The organism is Micromonospora sp. NPDC049645, assembly GCF_040675155.1.
Taxonomy (GTDB): Bacteria; Actinomycetota; Actinomycetes; order Mycobacteriales; family Micromonosporaceae; genus Micromonospora.
The window spans coordinates 290,299-311,459 of the sequence record NZ_JBFAOI010000003.1; the positions used below are offsets into that span (position 1 = coordinate 290,299).

General features: G+C 71.4%; 20 protein-coding genes and 1 pseudogene. 12 read left to right on the forward strand and 9 right to left on the reverse strand.

The features are described from left to right. Positions 1 to 63 precede the first annotated feature (63 nt). The 3 genes from AB0J33_RS09865 to AB0J33_RS09875 are packed head-to-tail and all read left to right on the forward strand — an operon-like array spanning position 64 to position 2,107. Complete coding sequence (locus tag AB0J33_RS09865) at positions 64 to 336, forward strand: hypothetical protein (RefSeq protein ID WP_363611790.1); 273 nt, start codon at positions 64 to 66, stop codon at positions 334 to 336. 1 nt (position 337) lies between these two features. Then, positions 338 to 1,504: a glutathionylspermidine synthase family protein gene (locus AB0J33_RS09870; RefSeq protein ID WP_363611792.1), complete on the forward strand. Its 1,167-nt coding sequence runs from the start codon at positions 338 to 340 to the stop codon at positions 1,502 to 1,504. A gap of 18 nt (positions 1,505 to 1,522) precedes the next feature. Next, a complete protein-coding gene (locus tag AB0J33_RS09875) occupies positions 1,523 to 2,107 on the forward strand; it encodes a CGNR zinc finger domain-containing protein (RefSeq protein WP_363611795.1) in 585 nt (194 codons plus the stop codon). Positions 2,108 to 2,137: 30 nt separating this feature from the next. Here AB0J33_RS09875 and AB0J33_RS09880 read toward each other — a convergent pair whose 3' ends face one another. Further along, a complete protein-coding gene (locus tag AB0J33_RS09880) occupies positions 2,138 to 2,944 on the reverse strand; it encodes a sugar phosphate isomerase/epimerase (RefSeq protein ID WP_363611797.1) in 807 nt (268 codons plus the stop codon). A 74-nt stretch (positions 2,945 to 3,018) separates the two neighbouring features. Continuing rightward, entirely contained in the window at positions 3,019 to 3,963 is a 945-nt protein-coding gene (locus AB0J33_RS09885) for a Ppx/GppA phosphatase family protein (protein WP_363611799.1), read from the reverse strand. Positions 3,964 to 4,043: 80 nt separating this feature from the next. On the opposite strand from AB0J33_RS09885, the gene AB0J33_RS09890 reads away from it, so the two are divergent. Both AB0J33_RS09890 and AB0J33_RS09895 read left to right on the forward strand, forming a co-directional pair. Then, the gene (locus AB0J33_RS09890; RefSeq protein WP_363612368.1) at positions 4,044 to 4,841 is read left to right on the forward strand and encodes a hypothetical protein; all 798 of its coding nucleotides are present in this window, start codon (positions 4,044 to 4,046) and stop codon (positions 4,839 to 4,841) included. A gap of 15 nt (positions 4,842 to 4,856) precedes the next feature. Next, positions 4,857 to 5,156: a Fic family protein gene (locus AB0J33_RS09895; RefSeq protein ID WP_363611801.1), complete on the forward strand. Its 300-nt coding sequence runs from the start codon at positions 4,857 to 4,859 to the stop codon at positions 5,154 to 5,156. Between the two features lie 267 nt (positions 5,157 to 5,423). On the opposite strand, the gene AB0J33_RS09900 is transcribed toward AB0J33_RS09895, so the two are convergent. Then, positions 5,424 to 6,107 (reverse strand): response regulator transcription factor, encoded by a 684-nt coding sequence (locus AB0J33_RS09900; protein WP_030329696.1) that lies wholly within the window; start codon positions 6,105 to 6,107, stop codon positions 5,424 to 5,426. A 24-nt stretch (positions 6,108 to 6,131) separates the two neighbouring features. Further along, entirely contained in the window at positions 6,132 to 7,415 is a 1,284-nt protein-coding gene (locus tag AB0J33_RS09905; RefSeq protein ID WP_363611803.1) for an ATP-binding protein, read from the reverse strand. Positions 7,416 to 7,619: 204 nt separating this feature from the next. Between AB0J33_RS09905 and phoU the strand changes: the two genes are divergently transcribed. Beyond that, entirely contained in the window at positions 7,620 to 8,270 is a 651-nt protein-coding gene (phoU, locus tag AB0J33_RS09910) for a phosphate signaling complex protein PhoU (protein WP_363611805.1), read from the forward strand. A gap of 75 nt (positions 8,271 to 8,345) precedes the next feature. Here the strand turns inward: phoU and AB0J33_RS09915 are convergent, their stop codons facing one another. After that, positions 8,346 to 9,113, reverse strand: coding sequence for a phosphoglyceromutase (locus tag AB0J33_RS09915; RefSeq protein WP_363611807.1), 768 nt, complete (start codon positions 9,111 to 9,113; stop codon positions 8,346 to 8,348). A 152-nt stretch (positions 9,114 to 9,265) separates the two neighbouring features. Between AB0J33_RS09915 and AB0J33_RS09920 the strand changes: the two genes are divergently transcribed. Continuing rightward, entirely contained in the window at positions 9,266 to 10,552 is a 1,287-nt protein-coding gene (locus AB0J33_RS09920; RefSeq protein WP_363611809.1) for an MFS transporter, read from the forward strand. A 74-nt stretch (positions 10,553 to 10,626) separates the two neighbouring features. Next, positions 10,627 to 11,922 (forward strand): MFS transporter, encoded by a 1,296-nt coding sequence (locus AB0J33_RS09925; RefSeq protein WP_363611811.1) that lies wholly within the window; start codon positions 10,627 to 10,629, stop codon positions 11,920 to 11,922. 364 nt (positions 11,923 to 12,286) lie between these two features. Here AB0J33_RS09925 and AB0J33_RS09930 read toward each other — a convergent pair. The 3 genes and pseudogenes from AB0J33_RS09930 to mshA form a co-directional block, all read right to left on the reverse strand. Continuing rightward, positions 12,287 to 12,772, reverse strand: a pseudogene (locus AB0J33_RS09930) (hypothetical protein); the annotation flags it as partial. Between the two features lie 949 nt (positions 12,773 to 13,721). After that, positions 13,722 to 14,240 (reverse strand): YbjN domain-containing protein, encoded by a 519-nt coding sequence (locus AB0J33_RS09935; RefSeq protein WP_363611813.1) that lies wholly within the window; start codon positions 14,238 to 14,240, stop codon positions 13,722 to 13,724. Between the two features lie 57 nt (positions 14,241 to 14,297). Continuing rightward, positions 14,298 to 15,662: a D-inositol-3-phosphate glycosyltransferase gene (gene mshA / locus AB0J33_RS09940; protein WP_363611815.1), complete on the reverse strand. Its 1,365-nt coding sequence runs from the start codon at positions 15,660 to 15,662 to the stop codon at positions 14,298 to 14,300. Positions 15,663 to 15,867: 205 nt separating this feature from the next. On the opposite strand from mshA, the gene AB0J33_RS09945 reads away from it, so the two are divergent. Continuing rightward, the gene (locus tag AB0J33_RS09945) at positions 15,868 to 16,629 is read left to right on the forward strand and encodes an SDR family oxidoreductase (RefSeq protein ID WP_363611817.1); all 762 of its coding nucleotides are present in this window, start codon (positions 15,868 to 15,870) and stop codon (positions 16,627 to 16,629) included. 179 nt (positions 16,630 to 16,808) lie between these two features. Next, positions 16,809 to 17,603 carry a class I SAM-dependent methyltransferase gene (locus AB0J33_RS09950; protein ID WP_363611819.1) on the forward strand — a complete coding sequence of 265 codons (795 nt, stop codon included), beginning with the start codon at positions 16,809 to 16,811 and terminating at the stop codon, positions 17,601 to 17,603. Between the two features lie 145 nt (positions 17,604 to 17,748). Here the strand turns inward: AB0J33_RS09950 and AB0J33_RS09955 are convergent, their stop codons facing one another. After that, positions 17,749 to 18,831, reverse strand: coding sequence for a UDP-N-acetylmuramate dehydrogenase (locus tag AB0J33_RS09955; RefSeq protein ID WP_363611821.1), 1,083 nt, complete (start codon positions 18,829 to 18,831; stop codon positions 17,749 to 17,751). 69 nt (positions 18,832 to 18,900) lie between these two features. Between AB0J33_RS09955 and AB0J33_RS09960 the strand changes: the two genes are divergently transcribed. Then, positions 18,901 to 19,659 carry a maleylpyruvate isomerase family mycothiol-dependent enzyme gene (locus AB0J33_RS09960; protein WP_363611823.1) on the forward strand — a complete coding sequence of 253 codons (759 nt, stop codon included), beginning with the start codon at positions 18,901 to 18,903 and terminating at the stop codon, positions 19,657 to 19,659. Between the two features lie 180 nt (positions 19,660 to 19,839). After that, positions 19,840 to 21,144, forward strand: a complete 1,305-nt coding sequence (locus tag AB0J33_RS09965) for an extracellular solute-binding protein (protein WP_363611825.1) — start codon at positions 19,840 to 19,842, stop codon at positions 21,142 to 21,144. The last annotated feature ends 17 nt before the right edge of the window (positions 21,145 to 21,161 follow it).

Genomic DNA, 21,161 nt, shown 5'->3' on the forward strand with positions numbered 1-21,161 from the left:
GGCCGGGCCACCTCGACAAGGGGCGGGGCGGCGGCGGTGGCGTCGATCGGCTACAACGATGCCGTGGACCAACGCCCCCGCCGCCGGCTCCGGTCGGCCTCCGTGCAGCTCGGCGCGCTCACCGCTCTCGCGCTCGCCCTTTCCGGCTGCAACATGACCTCGGACGACGACGATGACGACGACTGCGCCCTCGGGCCGGTCGGCGGCGGCGGGACCGTCGCGCTGGCGATGCGGGTCACCGAACCGGCCGCCGGTCGCACCGCCCCGGAGCCGACCACCGCGGCCCTGCCCGAACGCGGCGGATTCGGCACCCACCTCGCCGCCTGCGGCGGCTGAGGTGCGCCGCGAGACGGTCACGCCACGCCCCGACTGGGACGCCACCATCCGGTCGCAGGGCCTGGTCTACGTCGACACCGAGCTGCCCGACGGCGGAATCATGTCGTACTGGGACGAGACCGCCGCGTACGCCTTCGACCTGGACGAGGTGCTGCGACTGGAGGAGGCCACCGAAGAGCTGCACCGGATGTCGGTGGCCGCCGCCGAGCACGTGGTGGCGCAGCGCCGGTACGCCGAGTTCGGCATCCCGGAGTGGGCGACCGAGGCGGTGGCCCGGTCGCTGCGCGAGGCGCCACCGACCCTCTACGGGCGCTTCGACCTCGCGTACGACGGCACCTGGCCGCCGAAGATGTTGGAGTACAACGCGGACACCCCCACCGCGCTGGTCGAGGCGAGCATCGTCCAGTGGTACTGGCTGGAGCAGACCCGGCCGGAGCTGGACCAGTGGAACAGCCTGCACGAGCGGCTGGTCGGTGCATGGGCCAAGATCGGGGCTGGGCTGCACGACCCGCGGGTGCACGTGCTCTGGTCGAACGAGGAGGAGTCCGGCGAGGACCACATGACCGCCGGCTACCTCGCCGAGACCGCGCGGCAGGCCGGCCTGACGGTCGAGCTGCAACCCATCCAGGAGATCGGCTGGGACGGCCGGCGCTTCGTCGACGCCGACGACCGACCGGTGACCACCTGCTTCAAGCTCTACCCGTGGGAGTGGATGCTGGCCGAGCCGTACGGGCCGCCGGCCCTGGCCCCGGGCACCCCGACCACCTGGATCGAGCCGGCCTGGAAGCTGCTGCTGTCCAACAAGGCGCTGCTCGCCGTCCTCTGGGAGCTGTACCCCGACCACGAGTACCTGCTGCCGGCGTACCTCGACTCGCCGCGCGGCATGCCGGAGTACGTCGCGAAGCCGCTGCTCGGCCGCGAGGGCGGCTCGGTACGCATCGTCACGGCGGACGAGGAGATCACCAATCCGGGGATCTACGGCGACGAGGGCTGGTGTTACCAGGAGTTCCGGGCGCTGCCGCAGTTCGACGGCAACCGGATGGTGCTGGGCAGCTGGGTCGTCGACGGCGAGTCGGCCGGCGTGGGTGTCCGGGAGAGCGCGAGTCTGATCACCGATGGCTACGCGCGGTTCCTGCCGCACTACATCGACGCGCCGCGCACCCGCTGAGTCGTCTACCGTTGGGGCGTGAACTTCGACGCGTACGCCCGGACCGGCGTTGACCTGGTCAACGCCCGCCTGGACGACCTCGACGACCTGCGGGCCCTCTTCCCGGACGACAACGCCTGGATGCGCGACGAGGTCGCGGACCGGGACGTCGCGATCTTCCGCCGGGCCCAGAAGCGGTTGCGCGACGTCTTCGAGTACGGCACCTCGGGGCGGGACGCCCAGGCGGTCACCGAGCTGAACGCGCTGCTGGAGGCGTTCCCGGTGCAGCCGCGCATCTCCGGGCACGACTCCAGCGACTGGCACATGCACGTCACCAGTCGCGGTGCCTCGGTCAGCGCCGAGTACCTGGCCGGCGCGGTCTGGGGGCTGTCGGTCTGGCTCTGCGAGTACGGCAGTGCCCGGTTCGGGGTCTGCGCCGACGAGCGCTGCGGCAACGTCTACCTGGACACGTCGTCCAACTGCTGCCGGCGGTTCTGCTCGGAGCGCTGCGCCACCCGCTCGCACGTGGCGGCGCACCGGGCCCGCAAGCGGGCGGCGATCGGCGAACAGGTGACGGTCGCCGCGCAGCCGACCGCCGTCGACTCGCTCTCGCCGGTCAGCTGACCCCGCCACCGCCCGTCGCGGGCGGCCGGGTCAGGCGTCGACCGGGGACGACGCGGTCAGGTGCTGGCGCGCGAACTCCAGCGCGGCGCGCAGGTCCGCTTCGCGCACCGCGCGGCTCTTCGCGCCCCGGGTGGCGACCTCCACCGCCACCGCCCCGGTGAAACCCCGCCCGGCCAGCGAGGTGAGCAACTCCGCGCAGGGCTGGGTGCCGCGCCCCGGCACCAGGTGCTCGTCGCGGCCCTCGCCGGTGCCGTCGCCGAGGTGCACGTGCGCCAACCCTGCGCCCATCCGGTCGGCCATCTCCAGAGGGTCGCTGTGCGAGGCCGCGCAGTGCGACAGATCCAGGGTGTACGACGGGTAGCCGGCGTCGGTGGGGTCCCAACCCGGCACGTACGGGACGAACTGCCGGCCCGCCATCCGCACCGGGTACATGTTCTCCACCGCGAAGCGCAGCCCGGTGAACCGGTCCGCGACCGTGGCCAGACCCTCGGCGAAGTTCCGCGCGTAGTCGCGCTGCCAGGAGAACGGTGGGTGCACCACGACGGTCGGCGCACCCAGCGTCTCGGCCAACTCGGCGGCCTTGCGCAGGCGCTCCCACGGGTCCGGGCTCCACACCCGCTGGGTGACCAGCAGGCAGGGCGCGTGCACCGACAGCACCGGCACGCCGTAGTGCGTGGAGAGGCCGCGCAGCGCGCCCGCGTCCTGGCTGACCACGTCGGTCCAGACCATCACCTCGACACCGTCGTAGCCGAGGGCCGCGGCCAGTTGGAACGCCGCCGCGGTCGGCTCGGGAAAGACCGACGAGCTGGACAGGAGCACGGGAACGCGGGAAGTCACACCAGTCAGCGTAGCCCGGCAACGCCGGGGCCATCGTGACGAGCGCCGGCAAACCGACCGATAACGGCCGCCGGTCAGAGCGGTTCGAGCTGGTCGAGTCGACGGAGGATGACGCCCTCCCGCAGCGCCCACGGGCAGATGTCCAGCGAGTCCAGATCCAGGCGGCGCATCACCGCCTCGGCGACCACGGCGCCGGCCAGCAACTGGTGGGCCCGGCCCGTGCTGACCCCCTCCAGCTCCATCAACTGGGCCGGGGGGATGTGCCGGATGAAACCGATGACCTGCCGCAGGCCGGCCCGGGTCAGGCTGCGTCGCACCCACAGCCCGGCACCGGACGGCGCCGCCCCGGCCAGTCGGGCCAGGGTGCGGAACGTCTTCGAGGTGGCCACCGCGCGGCCCCAGCCCACCTCGGTCATCTGGTCGACGACCTTGTCCAGCCGGCCGTCCACGTACTCCCGGAGCTTGTCGACGGCCTCCGCCGACGGCGGAGCCGCACTGGCCGGATCGACCCGCAGCCGCTCACGGGTCAGCCGGCCGGCCCCGAGCGGCAGCGAGACCGCGACGTCCGGGTCCTCGTCGATGCCGGCCGCGATCTCCAGCGAGCCGCCGCCGATGTCCAGCACCAACAGCCGACCCGCCGACCAGCCGAACCACCGCCGCACGGCCAGGAACGTCATCCGGGCCTCGTCCGCACCGGAGAGCACCGCCAGACGTACGCCGGTCTCGTCCCGGACCCGGGCCAACACCTCGGCGGCGTTGGTGGCGTCGCGCACCGCGGACGTGGCGAACGCGATCAGGTCGTCGGCGTCCAGCCCGGCAGCCGCCGCCTTGGCCATGCCCACGGCCTTGACCAGGCCGTCCGCGCCCGCCTCGGTCAGCGCGCCGTCGGGGCCGATCTGCTCGGCCAGCCGGAGCACCACCTTCTCCGAGTGCGCCGGCCACGGGTGCGCGCCGTGGTGCGCGTCCACCACCAGGAGGTGCACCGTGTTGGATCCGACGTCGAGGACACCCAGTCGCATGGTGAAGACCATAGGTGCAACACGTTTGCGCGGCTCACCGACCTGCGGACGGCACCGCGCGTACGCTGGGCCGGGTGACGATGGAGCTCCGTGTGCTGGTGGACGACCCGGGCGACCCGCGCAGCCGCGAGGTGCCCCTGGACTTCCCTCGCGAGTGGATCGAGTTCGCCGACCCGGCCGACGAGACGCACCTGATCCGGGCCGACCTGACCTGGCTGCTGTCCCGCTGGACCTGCATCTTCGGCAAGGGCTGCCACGGCATCATCGCCGGCCGGGCCGCCGACGGTTGCTGCTCGCACGGGGCGTTCTTCACCGACTCCGACGACGAGAAGCGGGTCCGCAACGCCGTCAAGCGGCTCACCCCGTCGACCTGGCAGCACTTCCGGCGCGGGTTCAAGAACTGGACCGACGAGGACACCATCGACGGCAAGAACCCGGCCCGGCGCACCGCCACCCAGGGCGCCGACGGTCCGTGCGTGTTCCTCAACGACGCCGACTTCGCCGGTGGGGGTGGTTGCGCCCTGCACGCCCAGGCGCTGCGCGACGGGGTGCACCCGTTGGAATACAAGCCGGACGTCTGCTGGCAGTTGCCGATCCGCCGAGATCAGGACTGGGTGAAGCGGCCGGACAACAGCAAGGTGCTGGTGTCCACCCTGTCCGAGTTCGACCGGCGGGGTTGGGGGGCCGGCGGGCACGACCTGGACTGGTGGTGCACCTCCTCCACGGACGCACACGTCGGCACCGAGCCGATGTACCTGTCGTACGGGCCGGAGCTGACCGCCCTGATCGGCGCCGCCGCGTACGAGCGGCTGGCCGAGTTGTGCGCCGCCCGCGTCCGGCAGGGGATGGTCGCCCCGCACCCCGCCGACGAGATCTAGCGGGACGCCGGCCTGGTGGAGTCGGCCGTGGCCCGGCCGCAGACAAGCGTGTTCGGGGAGGACGCCTACCCTGACCTGTGGACCACGGCTGCGGCACTGCTGCATTCGCTGGTCAACAACCGTCCATTCGTGGACGGCAACAAGCGGATCGGCTGGATCGGGGCGATCACCTTCCTGCTCCAGAATCACGCAGTCACCATCGCTCAACTCGACGAGGTCGACCAGGACATCGCGTACGACCTGGTGATCAGCGTGACGGAGAGCCGGCTGACCGAGGTGGCCGAGATCGCCGCGGCGTTACGCAAGCTGTTCTGACCTCGGGTGCCGCTCAGCTCAGGGCGTCGTCGACGAGGGTGCGGGCGCTGCGCCGGGCCGCCTCGGCGATCGCCGGGTCGCCGTCCAGCACCCCGCCGGCAAGCCCGCCGTCCAGCAGCAGGGTGAGCTGCCGGGCCTGCTGCCGCTGTGGTTGCGACTCTACGGTCGGTTCGACACCGCCATCTTCAACATCAAAGTCGTCCGCTGACCATACGGAAAGCCCGAAGGGGGCCTACGCCGAGCGCAGACCCCCTTCGGGTACGCCGATCACGGCTCGAACTTGTAGCCCAGACCCCGCACGGTCACGATGAAGCGTGGCGCGGACGGCTCCGGCTCGATCTTGGAGCGCAGCCGCTTGACGTGCACGTCGAGCGTCTTGGTGTCACCGACGTAGTCGGCACCCCAGACCCGGTCGATGAGCTGCCCCCGGGTGAGCACCCGCCCCGCGTTGCGCAGCAGCAGCTCCAGCAGCTCGAACTCCTTCAGCGGCAGCTGCACGGCCCCGCCGTCGACGGTCACCACGTGCCGCTCGATGTCCATCCGCACGGGCCCCGCGGCCAGCGTCGGGGCACCCGCCTCAGCCACCTCCGGGCTCTGCCGGCGCAGCACCGCGCGGATCCGGGCCACCAGTTCCCGTGGCGAGTACGGCTTGGTGACGTAGTCGTCGGCGCCGATCTCCAGCCCGACGACCTTGTCGATCTCGCTGTCCCGAGCGGTGACCATGATGATCGGTACGGCGGATCGCTGCCGCAACTGCCGGCAGACCTCGGTCCCCGACATCTCGGGCAACATCAGGTCGAGCAGCACGATGTCGGCGCCGGTCCGGTCGAACTCGGTGAGGGCGTCGGTGCCGGTCGCGGCGACCGAGACCTCAAAGCCCTCCTTACGGAGCATGTACGACAAGGCGTCGGAGAACGACTCCTCGTCCTCGACCACGAGAACGCGGCTCAACGGGGATTTCCTTTCCATTTGCTGTCAGACCTGCCGTAGCCCAGTCGGACCGGACTCGATCCCAACCGGCGGCAGTGTCGCCAGAAGGTCGTCCGGTGGACTGGCGGGCAGCCGGAGGGTGAACGTCGATCCACCACCAAGAGTGCTCGACACCTCGACCCGTCCGCCATGGTTGCTCGCAATGTGTTTCACGATCGCCAGGCCGAGCCCGGTGCCGCCGGTGGCACGCGAGCGGGCCTGGTCGGCCCGGTAGAACCGTTCGAAGATCCGGTCCACGTCGGTGGGGGCGATACCGATGCCCTGGTCGGCGACGGCGACCTCGACGTGCTCGTCGTCGCCGCGGAGGGTCACCCGCACCGTGGTGTCCTCGCCCGAGTAGTTGATGGCGTTCTCCACCAGGTTCGCCACCGCCGTGGCGAGTTGCGAGTCGCTGCCGTACGCGGTGAGACCACGCTCTCCCTCCACGGTCACCTCGACACCCCGGGCGGAGGCCGTGGTGCGGGTCCGGTCGACCACCTCGGCGATCACCCAGTCCAGCGCGACCGGCTCCGGTGGCGGCTGCGGTTCGGCCCCCTGCAACCGGGTCAGCTCCAGCAACTCCTGCACCAGCCGGCCCAGCCGGGTCGACTCGTGCTGGATCCGTTCGGCGAACCGACGGGCGGCCACCAGGTCCTCGGAGAGATCCGGCGCCGCGGCGTCGGCCGGCTCGGTCGCGTCCAGCAACGCCTCGGCGAGCAGTTGCAGAGCCCCGATCGGGGTCTTGAGCTCGTGGCTCACGTTGGCCACGAAGTCGCGTCGTACCCGGGTCAGTCGGTGTGACTCGGTCACGTCGACCGCCTCGACCGCGATGAACCCGCTGCCGAGGCCCATCGCCCGCAGGTGCACACCGAGGGGGTTCTCCCCCGCGCTGTCGCGACCTCGGGGCAGGTCCAGCTCGATCTCGCGTCGCACGCCGGTGCGTCGCACCTGACCGGCGAGGGTACGGATCAACGGGTGCGCGGCGATCGAGCCGGGGGTGCTGCCGGTGCGCAGGAGCCCCATCGCGCGGGCGGCCGGGTTGATCAGCACGGGGACGTCGTCGTTGTCCAGTACCACGACACCGGCCCGGAGTGAGTCGATCGTCCGGCGGCCGAGCCCGGCCTGCTGCTCGTCGGCTATCGCGGGCCTCCCCCTGCTCCAGCGGGAGCTGTCGCTCCCCATCGACGTGGAGCGTGCATCCCGCCTCGGCAGGAACCGGGGCAGCAACAAACTGGCGGCCGTCCCGGCCACCAACGCCACGGCCACCACGACCGCCACCGCCCACTCCACCCGGCGATCGTAGGGTCATTGTTAACCTGGCTACCACACAGACCGGGACGAACTACCCTCACTTCCGGAAGTGTTCACCCCCACGTCTGGCGTCGTTCACCGTGGTTCATCCGAGGTCCGTCATCGCGCCCTACCGTTGGCGTCGCACCTGCTCAACCCCCTGCGCCGGCACCCGTCGGCGGCGACCGACCACAGGACGTGATGATGCGCGACGAGTTCCGGGCCGACCTCCAGATCGTCAGCCAACTGCTGGTGGACATGGCGGAGGGCGTCCGCGCCGCCATGCGCCAGGCCACCCGGGCCCTGCTCACCGCCGACCGGCTGGCGGCCGAGACGGTCATCGAGCGGGACGCCGAGATCGACGACCTCTACCGGCACGTCGAGGAGCGGGTTTGTGACCTGCTCGCCCGACAGGCGCCGGTCGCCTCCGACCTCCGGGCGATGATCACCGCGCTGCACGTGGCCGCCGATCTGGAACGGATGGGCGACCTCGCCGAGCACGTGGCGAAGACCGCGTTGCGCCGGCACCCCTCCCCCGCCGTCCCGGCCGAGCTGCGGACGGTCTTCACCGAGATGTCCGAGATCGCCGACCGGATGGCCGCGAAGATCGGTTCGGTGCTGGCGAAGCCCGACGCCGACCTCGCCGGTGAGCTGGACCGCGACGACGACGCCATGGACGAGCTGCACAAGAGCCTGTTCGCGGTGCTGCTCGGCGACGACTGGCCGTACGGGGTGGAGACGGCGATCGACGCCACCCTGCTGGGCCGCTTCTACGAGCGCTTCGCCGACCACGCGGTCAACGCCGGCGAGCACGTGATCTACCTGATCACCGGGCAGAGCACGCCCAACAACTGACTCCCAGGCAAGGGGCCCCTCGGCATCGTTTCGCACGATGCCGAGGGGCCCCTTTGCCGGTGGCCGGCTTTCCGGTCAGCGCCCCTGGTTGGCCACGGCCGCGGCGGCGGCCTTGGCAGCGGTCGGGTCGAGATAGGTGCCGCCCAGCGTGAGCGGGCGCAGGTGCGGGTCGAGGTCGTAACGCAGCGGGATGCCGGTCGGGATGTTCAGCTTGGCGATCGCCTCGTCGGAGATCTGGTCGAGGTGCTTGACGAGGGCGCGCAGCGAGTTGCCGTGCGCGGCGACCAGCACCGTCCGGCCGGCCAGGATGTCCGGCACGATGGAGTCGTACCAGTACGGCAGCATCCGCTCGACGACGTCCTTGAGGCACTCGGTGCGCGGCATCAGCTCGGTCGGCAGCAGCGCGTAGCGCGGGTCGCCCACCTGCGACCACTCGTCGTTGTCGTCGATCGGTGGCGGCGGCGTGTCGTACGACCGGCGCCAGAGCATGAACTGTTCCTCGCCGTACTCGTCGAGGGTCTGCTTCTTGTTCTTGCCCTGCAGGGCGCCGTAGTGCCGCTCGTTGAGCCGCCACGACCGACGCACGGCGATCCAGTGCCGATCGGCGGCGTTGAGCGCCAGCTCGGCGGTGCGGATCGCGCGGCGCATCACGCTGGTGTGCACGACGTCCGGCAGCAGGCTGTGCTCGCGCAGCAGCTCGCCGCCGCGCCGCGCCTCGCCCTCGCCCTTCTCGGTCAGGTCGACGTCCACCCAGCCGGTGAAGAGGTTCTTGGCATTCCAGTCGCTCTCACCGTGTCGCAGCAGGACCAGCGTCCCGATGGTGGGCCCTTCGCTCGCAGTCATGCGGATCATCCTGCCTCAACCGGCCGGGGGACACGCGGGCAGCCGTCGTGACGACCACCACGTGAAAAAGCGGATGACCAGCGGATCGACCCACCACTAGGGTTGTAAGGCACGCCAGTCACATCGGTCATTACTTGCAAGCGGGGCGCCATATGCGGACGATGCGGAGTTGGTTCCGGGACACCACCGGCGGCCTGCCGACCACCTTCTGGTACCTGTGGTCCGGCACTCTGATCAACCGGCTCGGCTCCTTCGTCCTCGTCTTCCTCGCCATCTACCTCACCCAGGAACGCGGCTTCTCGGCCTCACAGGCCGGCCTCGTGATCGGCCTCTGGGGCGTCGGCGGGGCGTTCGGCACGACCGTCGGCGGCACCCTCGCGGACCGGTGGGGCCGTCGACCGACGTTGCTCACCGCCCACGTGGGCGCGGCGGCCATGATGCTCGCGCTCGGGCTGGCCCGGGACCTCTGGGCGGTGGCACTGGGGGCCCTGCTGCTCGGCGCGTTCGCCGAGGCGGCCCGGCCGGCGTTCGGGGCCATGATGATCGACGTGGTGCCGGCGAAGGACCGGCTGCGCGCCTTCTCGCTGAACTACTGGGCGATCAACCTGGGCTTCGCCTGCGCCGCCGTGCTCGCCGGCCTCGCCGCCCAGGCCGACTACCTGCTGCTGTTCGTGGTCGACGCCGCCACCATGCTGATCACCGCTCTGATCATCTTCACCAGGGTGCCGGAGACCCGGCAGGCCGGCCCGACCATCGACGCCTCGGTGCACGCCGCCCCGCGCGGCGCCCTGCGCACCATCCTCACCGACCGGGTCTACCTCGGGTTCGTGGCACTCAACCTGTTCGCCGCGCTGGTGTTCCTCCAGCACATCTCGATGCTGCCGATCGCGATGGGCGACGACGGGCTGAGCCCGGCGACCTACGGTTCCGTGATCGCGCTCAACGGCGTCCTCATCGTGGTCGGCCAACTCTTCGTCCCGCGACTGATCCGGGGGCGGAGCCGCTCGCACGTGCTCGCGCTGGCCTCCGTGGTGATGGGCGTGGGGTTCGGCCTGACCGCGTTCGCCGGGACCGCCTGGTTCTACGGGCTGACCGTGCTGATCTGGACGCTCGGCGAGATGCTCAACTCGCCCTCCAACTCCACCCTGATCGCCGAGCTGTCCCCGGCCGAGCTGCGCGGTCGGTACCAGGGCGTGTTCTCCCTGTCCTGGCAGGTCGCCGGGGCCGCCGCGCCCATCCTCGGCGGCCTGGTGCGGGAGCATGCCGGCAACGACACCCTCTGGTACGGCTGCGCCGCGCTCGGCCTCCTGACCGCGGTGGCTCACCTGGTGTCCGGGCCGGCCCGGGAGCGGCGGGCCGCCGCGCTGCGCCGCTCCGGCGAGGCGCTGGCCCCGACCACCGCCCCCCGGGCGTCGCGCCCGGCCGAGGCGTCCGCCTGACGAGTGGCGCGGCGCTGCCGAAGTTCCTAGGGTGCAGTCGAAACAGTTAACAATCCGAACTGTCGGGAGGTCGGGTGCACGCCCTGCGGCGCTGGTGGAACGACACCGCAGGCGGGCTCCCCGCCACCTTCTGGTATCTCTGGGCCGGTCTGCTGATCAACCGAGCCGGCGCGTTCGCCATGCTGTTCCTCTCGCTCTACCTCACCGACGTACGCGGCGCTAGCGAGGCGCTGGCCGGCACGGTGGTCGGCGCGTACGGGGCCGGCGGGGCGGCCGGCGTCCTGCTCGGTGGAGTGCTCGCCGACCGGTGGGGCCGCCGGGCAACCCTGCTCGCCGCGCACCTGGCCACCGTCGTACTGATGGTGGCGCTCGCCTTCACCCAATCCCTGCTCCTGATCGCGGCGCTCTCCGCGCTGATCGGCGTGGTCCACTCGATGCCCAGCCCGGCGTTCGTGGCGGCCATCGTCGACGTGGTACCCGCCGAGCGCCGCTCTCGCGCGTTCAACCTCCAGTTCTGGGCGTTCAACCTGGGCATGGCGGTCGCCTCGCTGCTCGCCGGCGTGCTGGCCGAGGCGAGCTTCACGGCGCTGTTCCTGGTCGACGCGGGGGCCACACTGACCGCCGCCGCCGTGATCGGCTGGAAGGTGCCGGAGACCCTGCGGCTGGCCCGGCCGACGGCGGATTTTCCACCCGCCACCCCGGCGACGCCCAAGCCCGTCCGGGCCCGTCGGCCGGGGCTGCACACCGCGCTCACCGACCGCACCTTCCTGGTCTTCGTCGGGCTCACCTTCGTGCTGGCCGTGCTCACCATGCAGACGTCGACCATCATGCCGTTGGCCATGCGCGCGGACGGCCTGGGCCCGTCGGCGTACGGGCTGGTGGTGGCGCTCGGCGGCGCGCTGATCGTGGTCGGGCAACTGTTCGTGCCCCGGCTGATCGACCGGCACCGCAAGGACGTCGTGCTGGCCGCGTCCACCGCGCTGCTCGCACTCGGCTTCGGGGTCCTCGCGGTCGCCGACGGGCTTGCCATCTACCTGGGCGCCGCCGTGATCTGGACGGTCGGCTCGATGCTCGCCGCCCCGCCCAACGCGCAGATCAACGCGGACCTGGCACCACCGCAGCTACGCGCGCGCTACCAGTCGGTCTTCTACCTGACCTTCCCGGCGGCGGCGTTCGTCGCGCCCACCCTCGGCGGGGTGAGCCTGCAACACCTCGGCGACCGGCACTGGCTGATCGTGGCCGGGCTGGGCCTGCTGGCGGCGCTCGGGCACCTGCTCGCCGGGCCACCCCGGGAGCGGCACGTCGCCGCACTGCGCCGGACCACCGAACTGGAGCGGACATCCCGCGCGGACCGCGTACCCACCGGATGAACAACGCAAAGCGCCCACCACGTCCCTGAGGTCGTAGTGGGCGCCCGCCGTGGGGCCGGCGGCGGCGGGCAACACTCACCCCCGTAAGCATCGCCCGCTCACGCCGCCGGTCCAAACAGGTGGGCACCGTCCCCCAACGGTTAATCCACCCGTCCCCTCGCGCCTCGTCTGGTGCGCGGATCTGATCGATCCGCCGCTCCCCCGAACGTTTCCAAACGTGGCGCGGTGCAATAAAGCTAGTTCGCCCGGATTCTGGATTCAACCCAGAACGGCTGTCTCGCCCGTCACAACTGGCGAGTATCCGCTGCTCCGGCCTCGTCCGTTGGCAACAGCCGCGTACCCGTCAGCCATTCCCGCAAACACCTCAACCGTCCTCCCGATCGGGTGACTCGGTCCGAAAGAAGCTGCTCTGCCGGCCGTTGCGCAACTGTTCCTGATAAATCAGGTTCAGCCGCCGCAGGTCAAAGGTGTAGAACCACTCATCCCAGGTGATCTCGCGAATCCGGCTGCTTTCCCGATATCCGGGAATGTTGAAGGTCAACACACCCGCCCGGCCATCCCGTTCGGTGCCGGCGATGGTCGCTGGCTTCGCGCCGCGTTCCCGGGCCCAGCGTTGGATCACCTCGTGATTAGCCGTGATCAGGCTCCGCCCCGGCCGCTCCGGCCGATCCGAGGTCGACGAGATCACCTGCGAGCTGCGGACCGACCGACCCGTGCCCCGACCGGTCCGGATCCCACCGGTCGTCGTCCCGCCACCGGTCGACGGAGTCAACGTCCGCTTGGCCGCCGTGCTCTTGGCCGGCGCCGTGCGCTTGGCCGCCGTACTCTTGGCCGGCGCCGCACGCTTCGCCGCCGTACTCTTGGCCGCTGCCGTCCGCTTGGCCGCCGTACTCTTGGCCGGCGCCGCACGCTTCGCCGCCGGCCGCGCCGGCGCCTTCTTCGCCGGCGCCTTCCGCGCGGGAGCGGTGCGCGCCGTCGCTGTCTTACGGGCCGCCGTGGTCTTCCGCGCTGCCGCGGTCTTACGGGCGGCGGTCGTCCTGCTCGCGGTCGCGGTCTTACGCGCGGCCGTCGACGTCGCCGCCGTCGTCGTCTTCCTCGCGGTCGCCTTCTTCGCCGGTGCCCTCTTCGCGGCCGCCGTCGACTTCCGCGCGGCGGTCGCCTTCGTTGCGGCGGCCCGCTTCGCAGGCGCGCTCTTGTTCGCCGGCGCGGCCTTCGCCCGGCTCGATGCCGGCCTGGCCGCCGCCTTCTTGGTGGTGGCGGCGCGACCCGCCGACGCCCGGGTGCCGGTGGCCCGGCCCGAGGGACCGGTGCTGCTCCGACCCGCGCCGGCCCGCATCGAGCGCACCAACTGTTTCACCAGGTCAGGCTTGCGCAGCGCGGAAATCCCGGAGACCCCGCGTCTGCGTAGCTGCCCGCGGATGTCCTCCACCCGCATCCGGGAGATCTCCGACTCGGAGACTCCGGGAGTACCCGGCGTCTGGTTGCCGGCCTGTCGCTTCGTTCTGGTCGCAGTCGCGCCGCGACCTGAGCTGTTCCGCTGAGCCATGGGACGCTCCGCTCCTTGACACTCCGTCATCGGCGCGCGGGGGTCCCTCGCCGCACCGCGCGGTGCGGCATACCCGTCAGGAGCACTCCGAACCACGTCGGTTCGCCATGAACGTGCTCGATCCAGGATCGAGTGGCATCGCCACGTCGACGACACCACTACTTCCTGGTTTCAGCACGATCTTGCAGGGGTGCCCGGCGCAGGGCGCGGCCCGGCACGGGCGCAGGGCGCGAAGCGCGGTGCCGCCGGTGGGTCAGGTCGGGTCGGGGCCGGCGGCATTGGACGGCTCGAAGAGATGGGCGAAGGCGGCCAGGTTGGCGGTCGACTCGCCCCGCTTGACCCGCCACTCGTACTCGCGCCGGATCGAACTGCCGAAGCCGATCTCCAGCATCGTGTCGAACGACTCGTCGGCGTACGTGAGCACCGCGCCGAGCAGCCGGTCCAACTCGTCGGCGTCCACGCCGGCCGGGTTGACCCGCCCGGTCAGGTAGACGTCGCCGACCGCGTCCGTGGAGAAGGAGACGCCGTACATCCGGGCGTTGCGCTGCAACAGCCAGGCCCACAACTCCTCGCGGCGCTCGTCGGGCTGGCGCATCACGAACGCCTCGATCCGCAGCGCGTGCTCCCCGACGATCAGGTTGCAGACCGTCTTGAGCTTGTGGGTGCCCGGCAGCGTCACCGCGTACGAGCCGGGGCCGGTCGACTCCCAGGCCAGGTCCCGCTCGGCGCAGACCGACTCGATCAGGGTCGCAAGATCGCTCTTCGGGCTCACCGGACCCACTCTACGACCGACCCGGCCCGCGCACCCGGTGGCGATCGACGCGCCCGGTCACCAGGAGCAGGAGAGCGCCGGGTCGCACGCCAGATCGGCCGCGAGCCGGGTGCGGTGCGCGGCGATCGCCTCGCCGTAGACGCCGAGCAGCCCAGCCACCGTACGGTCCCAGGAGAAGCGCAGCGCGTGCTGCTCGGCACCGCGGGCCAGCACCGACCGGAGGGCCCGGTTCGGCAGCAGGCGACCCAGCGCGCGGGCCCAGTCGACCGGGTCGTGCCCGTCGATGAGTACGCCGCTGACCTGATCCCGTACCGCGGTCACCAGCCCACCGACGGCGGCGGCCAGCACCGGCGTACCGCAGGCCTGCGCCTCCAGGGCGACCAACCCGAACGACTCGTTGTGCGACGGCACCGCGACCAGGTCCGCCGCCCGGTAGAGGGCCGGAAGGTCGTCACCGGTGAGCGGTGGCAGGAACCGCACCCCGTCGGCGACTCCGAGCTTGGCGGCCAGCTCGATCAGGGCCGTCGGCCGGTCCAACCCGCTGCCGCTGGGCCCACCGCAGATCACCACGGTCACCTGGTCGGCCAACGCCGGGTCGCGGTCCCGCAGGGCGGCGATCGCGCGGATCAGCACGTCGGGGGCCTTGAGCGGCTGGATCCGACCGACGAAGGCAACCACGTACCCGTCGACGGGAAGCCCCAGCCGGCGACGGGCCTGGCGGGCCGCCGCGGCCCGGTCGCCCGGCGCGGGTCGGAAGCGGGCCAGGTCCACGCCCGGCTGCACGACGGACACCCGGGCCGGATCGGCGTCGTACCGGTCGAGCAGGTCGCTGGCCTCGACCCGGGTGTTGGCGACCAGCCGGTCCGCCTCGGCGACGACCTGCTCCTCGCCGATCACCCGGGCCTTGGGCTCCGGCCGGTCGCCGGCCGCGAGCTGGGCGTTCTTGACCTTGGCCAGGGTGTGTGCGGTGTGCACCAGCGGCACGCCCCACCGTTCCTTGGCCAGCCAGCCGACCTGGCCGGAGAGCCAGTAGTGGGAGTGGATCAGGTCGTAGTGCCCGGGTGGGCGGGACGCCTCGGCGCGCAGCACCCCCGCCGTGAAGGCGCAGAGCTGGCCGGGCAACTCCTCCTTGGTGAGACCCTCCAGGGGGCCGGAGGTGATGTGTCGAACCTGCACGCCGGGCGCCATCTCGACCACCGGGGGGAGGTCGCCGGAGGTGGCCCGGGTGAAGATCTCCACCTCCACGTTGGCCTCGGCGAGGCGTCGGGCGACCTCAAGGATGTAGACGTTCATGCCGCCGGCATCGCCTGTGCCGGGCTGGTGCAGTGGGGAGGTGTGTACCGACAGGGTGGCGATGCGGCGAGGGCGGGGCCACGGCTGGGCACCTCGCTGACGTCCGACACCGGTGTGCATTTCCGCCACATCCGCTCCTTTGCCACGGTTGATGCCGTCCCGCACGACCGGCGCTTCTCGGTCAACCTGTACGCCGGGACTCATCTTCCCCATCGGGCTTCGGAAATTCCCCGGCGCGGCCCCCCGGGGTGACGGACCTCATCACCAAACGCCCATCAACGGCAGCCCTACGCCCGCCCGGGGCGGGTCAGGCGCCCGGGGAGAGAATGTCGGGATGACCCCAGTCGCCATCGTCACCGGAGCGTCCAGCGGAATCGGCGCGGCCACTGCCCGCCGGCTCGCCGCCGACGGCTTCCACGTGCTCGCCGCCGCCCGCCGCGCCGAACGGCTCACCGACCTGGTCGCCGAGATCAGCGCCGCCGGCGGGCAGGCCACCGCCGTGACCTGCGACATCACGTCGGACGAGTCGGTGGCCGGGCTGGCCGAGGCTGCCGCTCGGGCACCCGGGCCGGTCACCCTGCTGGTCAACAACGCCGGCGGAGCGCGCGGGCTGGACCCGGTGGAGTCCGGCTCGGTCGCCGACTGGCAGTGGATGTACGACGTGAACGTGCTCGGCACCCTGCGGGTCACGCAGGCGCTGCTGCCGGCGCTGGAGGCATCTGGTTCCGGCACCATCGTGGTGGTCTCCTCCACCGCCGGCCTGACGGTGTACGAGGGCGGGGGCGGCTACACCGCCGCGAAGCACGCGCAGACCGCGATCGCCGGCACGCTCCGGCTGGAACTGTGTGGCCGCCCGCTGCGGGTGATCGAGATCGACCCGGGCATGGTGAAGACCGACGAGTTCGGGCTGGTGCGCTTCGAGGGCGACGCGGAGCGGGCGGCCGCCGTCTACGCCGGGGTGCCGGGGCCGCTGGTCGCCGAGGACGTCGCCGACTGCATCGCCTGGTGCGCCACCCGCCCCGAGCACGTCAACATCGACCGGTTGGTGGTCCGGCCACGGGCTCAGGCCGCCCAGCACAAGGTGCACCGGGTCTAGGGTCTGTCTCGAAGCCCTCGGTCGAGCTGACACAGAACCTTGGTGGTGCTGCGCGAGGAGTGAGCCGGGTTTGCGAACCCCGCGGGGTGAGCCGGGTTTGCGAACCCCGCGGGGTGAGCCGGGTTTGTAGACCCTCGGTCACGAACGGAGATCGGCCCTGAGGTCGCCGGGAGGTCGACGTGAATCCTGCGGCACGGCGTCGGCCGCTCGGTGTGGTCACCCGCGGCACCACGAACCCGAACCGACTCCGTCGGGTGGACAACTGGATCGTCGCCACCTGCGCCGACCTGCTGTCGACGGCGGACGATCCGCTGGTGGTCGACCTCGGCTACGGCGCAAACCCGGTGACCGCGGTGGAACTGCGCGCCCGGCTGGCGGCCAAGGTCCGCCCGGACGTACGGCTGGTCGGATTGGAGATCGACCCCGCCCGGGTGGCCGCCGCGGCTTCGGCCGCCGACCCACCCGGCCTGACGTTCGCCCGGGGTGGTTTCGAGTTGGCCGGGCTCCGGCCGGTCCTGGTCCGCGCGTTCAACGTGCTGCGGCAGTACGACGAGAGCGAGGTGCCCGACGCCTGGCGGACGATGACGGCCGCGCTCGCCCCCGGTGGGGTGCTCGTCGAGGGCACCTGTGACGAGTTGGGTCGGCTGGCCAGTTGGCTGCTGATCGACGCCGACGGTCCACGGACGCTCACCCTGGCCGCGAAGCTCACCACGCTGGGCAGCCCCGCCGAGTTGGCCGAGCGCCTGCCCAAGGCGCTGATCCATCACAACGTCCCCGGTGAGCCGGTACACGCTCTGATCCGCGCCCTGGACGACGCCTGGCAGGCCGCCGCCCCCTACGCCACGTTCGGCCCCCGCCAACGCTGGCTGCGAGCGGTGACGCACCTCCGCGAAACCGGCTGGCCCATCCTCAACAACCCCACCCGCTGGCGCCAAGGCGAGTTAACCCTCCCCTGGCCCCACCCCCACCCCTAGCCCACCCCGCACCCCACCCCACCCCACCCCACCGCCTCGCCGATCTTGCACTTTCTGTTGACGTTTCGCGGCTTTTGGACCGTTTCATCACCGCAGAAACTGCAAGATCGCGGGAGTGGAGGGGTGGGGGGTGGTGCGGGGTGGGTTAGAGGGTGCAGTTGATGAGGACTGGTTCGGGGTGCAGGGGTACGCCGAAGCGGGCGTGGACCTGGTCACGGATGTCGCGGGCCAGGGCCAGCAGGTCGCTGGTGTGGGCGGTGCCGCTGCGGTTCGTCAGGGCCAGCGTGTGCTTGCTGGAGATGGCCACGCCGCCCTGGCCGGGGTGGCCCTTGCCGAACCCGGCCTTGTCGATCAGCCAGGCGGCGCTGACCTTGACCAAACCGTCGGCGCCGGGCCAGGCGGGCGGGTCGTCCAGTTCGGCGGAGCGTTCCAGGAGCAGCTCGTAGGTCTCGCGGTCGAGGACCGGGTTGGTGAAGAAGGAGCCGACCGAGCGAGTGTCCGGGTCGGTGGCGTCGAGAACCATGCCCTTGCCCGCGCGCAGCCGCAGCACCACCGCTCGGGCGTCCGCCAGCGGCACCTGGTCGCCCACCTCGACACCGAGGGCCCTGGCCAGCTCCGCGTAACGCACCGGCCCGGAGAGCGGGGACCGGGTGAGCCGGAAGTCGACGGAGAGCACCACCCAGCGGTCCACGTACTTGAAGATGCTGCCCCGGTAGGCGAACCCACAGTCAGCGGCGGGGATGACCTGACGGGTGCCGTCGAGCCGGTCGTACACCTCGACTGCGGTGATCGTCTCGGCGACCTCCTGGCCGTACGCGCCGACGTTCTGGATCGGGGTGGCACCGGTCGAGCCGGGGATGCCGGACAGGCACTCCAGTCCGGCCCAGCCGTTGGCGACGGTGGCGGCGACCAGGTCGTCCCACGGTTCGCCGGCTTCGACCCGTACGGTGACCGACCCGGCGTCCTCGGCGACGACCCGTAGGCCACGGGAGCGCACCAGGACGGCGGTGCCGGGGAAGCCGGGGTCGCCGATCACGACGTTGCTGCCCCCGGCCAGGATCAGGACCGGCTCGGTCGCGGCCCGGACCGCCCGGACGATCTCGTCGGCGCTGCCGGCGGCCACGATCCGCTCGGCCGGCCCACCCATGCGCAGGGTGGTGTAGCCGGCGAGTGGATTGGGGATGGCACGATCCGCGTCGGTTGTCGGCTGGGCGGAGGCGTCTGGCACGCCCTTCACCTTAGGCTGAGTAATAGCCGTGGCACCCACTGGTCGCCCGGCACCCCCGGGAGGATGGCGATGAGCAGACTGCAGGGCAGCAAGGATTTTTGGATCGGGGCGCTCCGGACGGAGGGTCCGGCTTTCGCGGCGGCGGTGGCCGAGGCGCCGCCGGAGACACCGGTGCTGTCCTGTCCGGGCTGGACGGTCAACGACCTGACCCTGCACATGGCCGGCATCTACCACTGGGTTTCGTCGGTCGCCGGTTCCGGCGAGACCACGCAGCCGCCTCGTCGGGAGCAGATCGAGGCGGGCTCGGGGGCGAACGCGTTCCAGCTGTGGCAGCAGGGGTACGACCGGCTGATGACGCTCTTCGACGGGCTGGACCCGGAGGCGCCGGCGTGGAACTGGGCTCCCCAGCCGAAGAAGGCCGGTTTCTGGCCGCGTCGGATGGCGCACGAGACGGCGGTGCACCGCTGGGACGCTCAGCTCGCCATCGGTGCCGGTGACCCGGTGGAGGCGAAGCTCGCGGCCGACGGGGTGAGCGAGGTGCTGGACACCTGGTTGCCCGCGGGCCGACGGACGGTGCCTGGTGACTGGCACGGGGTGGTGCAGCTCTCCGCGACCGATGCGGCCCACGAGTGGTATCTGCGGCTCCGTGGCGAGGGGGTGGCGTTGCTCGACACCGCGACCATCTTCGACCACGACGACCATCATGCCCGCGCCCAGGTCAGCGGCACCGCGAGCGACCTGCTGCTGGCCCTTTGGGGTCGGGTGAGCTTCGAGACGCTGGACATCGCCGGCGACCGTACGCTGCTGGACGGTCTGCGTACCGGCTGACGGAGCGCCATGACGAGGGCGTCACCCCGGACGGGGTGACGCCCTCGTTGGTGTTGAGGCTTGGCGGCGACACCGAGAGAGCGCTCTCTTGACAGCGGGTGGACGACCCACCACCCTGTCGTGAGAGCGCTCTCTTAGCCATCTGCCACCACCCCCCCGCCTTGAGAGAGGTCGATAACCATGGCTGTCTTCCCGCGCCGCCGCCTCGCCGCGGTGGCCCTCGCCGCCACCACCGCCCTGCTCGTCACCGCCGGCTGCGGCGGCGGCGACGAGCCGGGCGACGGAAAGATCACCCTGACCGTCGACGTCTTCGGCCAGTTCGGCTACGAGCAGCTCTACCAGGAGTACATGACCGCGCACCCCGACGTGAAGATCGTCGAGCGCGGCACCGGCACCAACCTCGACGAGTACTCGCCGAAGCTGACCCAGTGGCTCGCCGCCGGCCGCGGCGCCGGCGACGTGGTGGCCATCGAGGAGGGCCTGCTGGTCGAGTACAAGGCCAATCCGGCGAACTTCGTCAACCTGCTGGACCACGGTGCCGCCGACCTCAAGGGCAACTTCCTCGAATGGAAGTGGAACGCCGGCCTGACCGCCGACGGCAAGCAACTCATCGGCCTCGGCACCGACGTCGGCGGGATCGCCATCTGCTACCGCAAGGACCTCTTCGAGAAGGCCGGCCTGCCCACCGAGCGGGACGCGGTCTCCAAGCTCTGGCCGACCTGGCCGGACTACATCGCCACCGGAGAGCGGTTCGTCGCGGCGAAGACCGGCGCGTCGTTCCTCGACGCGGCGACGAACACCTTCAACACCATCCTGTTGCAGACCGCCGGGAACACGACCGGCTACAGCTACTACGACACCAGCGACAACCTGGTCGTCGACAGCAACCCATCGGTACGACAGGCGTGGGACACCACCATGGACATCATCGACTCGGGCCTGTCCGGAAAGTACGGCTCCTGGTCGGAGGAGTGGGTCTCCGCCTTCAAGCAGTCGAAGTTCGCCACCATCGCCTGCCCCGCCTGGATGACGGGTGTCATCGAGGCCAACGCCGGCACGGGCGCCCAGGGCAAGTGGGACATCGCCCGGGTCCCCGGCAACGGGGGCAACTGGGGTGGGTCGCACCTCGCCGTGCCCAAGCAGAGCAAGCACCAGGCCGAGGCGATCGAGCTGGTCAAGTTCCTGACCAGCGCCAAGGGCCAGATCGGGGCGTTCAAGGCCAAGGGCCCGCTGCCCTCCTCGCCGCAGGCGCTCGACGACCCGGCGATCACCGGCGCGACCAACGCGTACTTCTCCGGGGCACCGGTCGGCGCCATCTTCGGCACCGGCGCGAAGAGCCTGAAGCCGGTCTACATGGGCCCGAAGAACCAGGCCGTCCGAACCGAGGTGGAGAACGCCGTACGGACCGTGGAGCTGGGCCAGCGCAACCCCGCGCAGGGCTGGGCCGACGCGGTGGCCAACGCGAAGAAGGCCGCCGCCAAGTAGCCCAACCAGCGTGCGGG

Coding starts and splice junctions, on each gene's coding strand:
- AB0J33_RS09885 (WP_363611799.1), bottom strand. CDS start 3,963: ATGCGACTGGGTGTCCTCGACGTCGGATCCAACACGGTGCACCTCCTG.
- AB0J33_RS09890 (WP_363612368.1), top strand. CDS start 4,044: ATGGAGCTCCGTGTGCTGGTGGACGACCCGGGCGACCCGCGCAGCCGC.
- phoU (WP_363611805.1), top strand. CDS start 7,620: ATGCGCGACGAGTTCCGGGCCGACCTCCAGATCGTCAGCCAACTGCTG.
- AB0J33_RS09915 (WP_363611807.1), bottom strand. CDS start 9,113: ATGACTGCGAGCGAAGGGCCCACCATCGGGACGCTGGTCCTGCTGCGA.
- AB0J33_RS09920 (WP_363611809.1), top strand. CDS start 9,266: ATGCGGACGATGCGGAGTTGGTTCCGGGACACCACCGGCGGCCTGCCG.
- AB0J33_RS09945 (WP_363611817.1), top strand. CDS start 15,868: ATGACCCCAGTCGCCATCGTCACCGGAGCGTCCAGCGGAATCGGCGCG.
- AB0J33_RS09960 (WP_363611823.1), top strand. CDS start 18,901: ATGAGCAGACTGCAGGGCAGCAAGGATTTTTGGATCGGGGCGCTCCGG.
- AB0J33_RS09965 (WP_363611825.1), top strand. CDS start 19,840: ATGGCTGTCTTCCCGCGCCGCCGCCTCGCCGCGGTGGCCCTCGCCGCC.